Genomic DNA, 4,447 nt, shown 5'->3' on the forward strand with positions numbered 1-4,447 from the left:
CCGGGGACAGCCCCTCCAAACCCGAGACCCGCTCCAGCTGCTCGGCCAGCGCGTCCTCGGTCTTGGCCGACACCAGCCACGGCACCACGGCCGGCTGCGGGGACATCGGCACTGCGGGCTGCTCAGCAGGGGCATCGGCCGGACCGGCCTGCTCCACCACCACATGCGCGTTCGTTCCGCTCAGCCCGAACGACGACACGCCGGCGCGCCACGGCCGGTCCACCTCGGGCCACGGCGTGTGATCGGTCAGAAGCTCTACTGCGCCGGCCGACCAGTCGACGTGCGAGGACGGGGCATCGACGTGCAGCGTCTTCGGCAAGACACCCTGCCGCATCGCCATGACCATCTTGATCACACCGGCAACACCAGCCGCAGCCTGCGTATGACCAAGATTCGACTTCACCGAACCCAGCCACAACGGCCGACCCTCCGGCCGATCCTGCCCATACGTCGCCAGCAACGCCTGCGCCTCGATCGGGTCACCCAACGTCGTACCCGTACCGTGCGCCTCCACCACATCGACATCCGCAGCAGACAACCCACCACTCGCCAACGCCTGACGAATCACCCGCTGCTGCGACGGACCATTCGGCGCCGTCAAACCATTCGACGCACCATCCTGATTCACCGCCGAACCACGCACCACAGCCAACACCTGATGCCCATGACGCCGCGCATCCGACAACCGCTCAAGCACCAGCACACCCACGCCCTCGGACCAGCCCGTGCCGTCGGCGGCGTCGGCGAAGGCCTTGCACCGTCCGTCCGTGGCCAGTCCGCCCTGGCGGCTGAAGCCCGCGAAGCTCATGGGCGTGGACAGGACCGTCACGCCGCCGGCCAGGGCCAGCGAGGTTTCGCCGTTGCGCAGCGACTGCGAGGCGAGGTGCAGCGCCACAAGGGAGGAGGAGCAGGCGGTGTCGACCGTGACCGCCGGGCCTTCGAAGCCGAAGGTGTAGGAAAGGCGGCCGGAGATCACGCTGTTGGCGAGGCCGGTACTGGCGTGGCCCTCGACGTCTTCCCGCGAATTCATCACGAGCGTGGCGTAGTCCTGGCCGGTGGTACCGACGAAGACACCGGTGCTGCTACCTCGCAGAGCGGCTGGGTCGATTGCCGCGCGTTCGATCGCTTCCCAGGTGGTTTCCAGCAGCAGTCGTTGCTGGGGGTCCATCGCCAGTGCTTCGCGCGGCGAGATCCCGAAGAATCCGGCGTCGAATTCCCCGACACCCTGGAGGAATCCACCGCTGCGTGTAGCGCTGACGCCTCGGCCTTCCGGGCTGTTGCCGAACAGCACGTCCAGGTCCCAGCCCCGGTCCGTGGGAAAGCCGCCGATCGCGTCCTGGCCCTCCAGCAGCAGCTGCCAGAGGTCTTCCGGAGAACGCACCCCACCGGGCATCCGGCAGGCCATGCCGACAATGGCGATCGGCTCGTCGGCGAATCCGGGGACGGCCACAGCGGCGGCCGTGTCCGCATCCGCGTGCTCGTCCACCAGCTCTCCGATGAGGTGCCGGGCGAGGGCGATGGGGGTGGGGTAGTCGAAGATGAGGGTTGCGGGGAGCCTCAGGCCGGTGGCGGTGGTCAGGCGGTTGCGCAATTCCAGAGCGGTGAGCGAGTCAAAGCCCAGTTCCCGGAATTCCCGGCCAGCGTCGATCGCCTTCGCCGAGGGGTGTCCGAGGACGGCGGCGGCCTCGGCTCGTACGAGGTCCGCCGCGAACCGGTCGCGCTCCTCTTCGCCCATCGCCAGGAGCTGCCGTGCGAGCGTCGCCGCCGTACCGGCACCTCCGGCAGCCGTCGCGGCTGCGCGGCGGGCGCCCTTGATCAGGCCCCGCAGCACTGCCGGCACCTCACCGCGCATGCGCGCCGTGCCGCGGGCCGGGCCGATGGGCACGACGTACGCCTCGTCGGACGCCGTGGCGGCGTCGAACAGCGCCAGGCCCTGCTCCACCGACAGCGGGGGCACGCCGGACGCGGCGATGCGCCGCATGTCCGCCTCGGACAACGTGCCCGTCATGCCGCTTCCCTGCGCCCACGCGCCCCACGCCAGGGACTGCGCGGGCAAGCCCTGCGCGGCGCGGTGCTGGGCGAGGACATCGAGGAAGACATTGCCGGCGGCGTAATTGCCCTGACCGGCGCTGCCCATCACACCTGAGATGGAGGAGTACATGATGAACGCCGCGAGGTCGAGATCCTGCGTCGCCTGGTGCAGGTTCCACGCCGCGTCCACCTTCGGCCGCAGCACAGCCGACAAACGCTCCGGCGACAACGACGTCACCACGCCGTCATCCAGCACACCCGCCGTGTGAATCACAGCGGTCAGCGGATACTCCGACGGAACCCCCGCCAGCAGATCCGCGACAGCACCCGCATCAGCCACATCACACGCCACAACCGACACATCGGCACCCTGAGCAGTCAGCTCAGCCCGCAACTCCACCGCACCCGGCGCATCCACCCCACGCCGACTCACCAACAACAGGCGCTTCACGCCACGCTCGGCCACCAAATGCCGCGCAAGCTCACCGCCCAGACCACCGGTACCACCAGTGATCAGCACCGTGCCGTCGGTCTTCCACGCCCGGGTCGACACGGCTCCGGTCGTGAGACGGGCCAGCCGTCCGACCCGGACCTCTCCCCCGCGCACCACGAACTGGGCATCGCCCGTGGTCAACAACCCCGGCAGAACCGGCAGAACCGGCAGGATGCCCGCCGCCGCAGCCGGGGCGTCGTGTCCCTCGACATCGACGAGGACGAACCGGTCGGGGTTCTCCGACTGGGCCGCACGCAGCAGGCCCCAAGCAGCGCCGGCCGCCAGGTCCTGCACCGCATCGCCCTCATCAGCGCACGCGGCATTACGGGTGACGAATACGAGCCGGGACGCCGTGAACCGCTCCTCGGCAAGCCATTCCTGGACCAGACCCAGCACCCGCGCGGTGACGTCGTGCACCGCCCCCGGCACCTCGTCGCCCTCACCCTGGTCCCGGGCCGCGACCGGGACCAGCACCAGGTCCGGAACGGGCTGTGTTTCGTCGCCGCCGAGCTCGGAGAGGGAGCGGACCGTAGCGATGTCCGGGCCGAAGTCGTAGGTGCCGAGCGCCGCATACCGGAGCCCTTCGGTCGCCTGTACCTGCGGAGCCGGAATCCACTCCAGCCGCAACAGGGAACCGTGCCGGTCGTCGCCGCCCGCCGCGCCCAGCGGCGCGGACGGGGCACGCAGCACCAGCGAGTCCACCGACAGCACGGGGGCACCGGCGCCGTCGATCGCCGCGATCGACACCGAGTCGTCGCCGGTCCTGGTGATACGCACCCGCGCCATGGCCGCACCGCCGGCGTGCAGCGAGACGCCGTTCCAGGCGGACGGCAGCAGCTCGCTCTCCTGCTCACCGCCCCCCACTCCGGCGAATCCGGTCGCGGCCTGTACCGCTGCTGTCAGCAGGGCCGGGTGGAGTCCGTACCGGCCGGCGTCGCCGGACACCTCACCCGGTAGTGCGACCTCGGCGAACGTCTCGTCGCCACGGGTCCACACCGAACGCAGGCCCCGCAGGGCCGGCCCGTACGCGAGGCGGTCGTAGAAATCCCGCAGATCCACAGCCGTCGCGCCCTGCGGCGGCCAGGCCGTTCCGTCGAAGGTCGTGATCCGCTCACCCGCCGAGAGAACGCCTGTGGCGTGTTCGGTCCACGCCTGGTCGGTGGCATCTGCCACCTGCGAGTACAGGCTCACCTTGCGGGCGCCCGACTCGTCGGGGGCGTCCACCCACACCTGCACCAGCGCGGCGCCCTCTTCGGTGAGCACCAGAGGCGCACCCAGGGTGAGTTCCTCGACCCGGCCGCATCCGACCTGGTCGCCGGCCCGGATGGCGAGTTCCAGGAAAGCCGCCGCAGGAAGCACGACGGCACCGCCCACCGTGTGGTCCTTCAGCCAGGCATGCGTCTTCAGCGACAGCCGGCCCGTGAACAGCACACCGTCCGAACCGGCCGGCGTGATGGCCGCACCCAGCAGCGGGTGCTCGGCCGGCAGGAGACCCGCGGCGGTCACGTCGCCGAGGTCGGCCGTCAACGTGGGCCAGTACCGCTCGTGCTGGAAGGCGTACGTCGGCACATCCACCCGACGGGCGCCCGTACCGGCAAAGCAGGCGGCCCAGTCGATGCCGACCCCGGCTACGTGCAGCCGGGCCAGGGCGGTGAACAGGGCGGTCTCTTCGGGACGGTCCTTGCGCAGGGCGGGGACGACGACAAGGTCGTCGTTGTCGCCGTCCAGGCTCTGCTGAGCCATGGCAGCGAGCACGCCATCCGGACCCAACTCCAGGAACGCCGACGCTCCCGCTTCGGCGAGCGCCGTCACACCATCGGCGAAACGGACGGCCTCACGGACATGCCGCACCCAGTAATCAGGGCTGCACACCAAGTCCGCCGTCGCCAGCTCGCCCGTCACGTTCGACACCAGCGGAATCTC

The 4,447-nt window shown here is 70.4% G+C and carries 1 protein-coding gene; it reads right to left on the bottom strand.

The features are described 5' to 3' along the window. On the bottom strand, positions 1-4,435 hold a 4,435-nt coding region (locus tag ABZ956_RS30405), incomplete at its 3' end, for an SDR family NAD(P)-dependent oxidoreductase (RefSeq protein WP_361900717.1). Positions 4,436-4,447 lie beyond the last annotated feature (12 nt).

This window comes from Streptomyces sp. NPDC046261 (genome assembly GCF_040646235.1).
GTDB lineage: Bacteria > Actinomycetota > Actinomycetes > Streptomycetales > Streptomycetaceae > Streptomyces.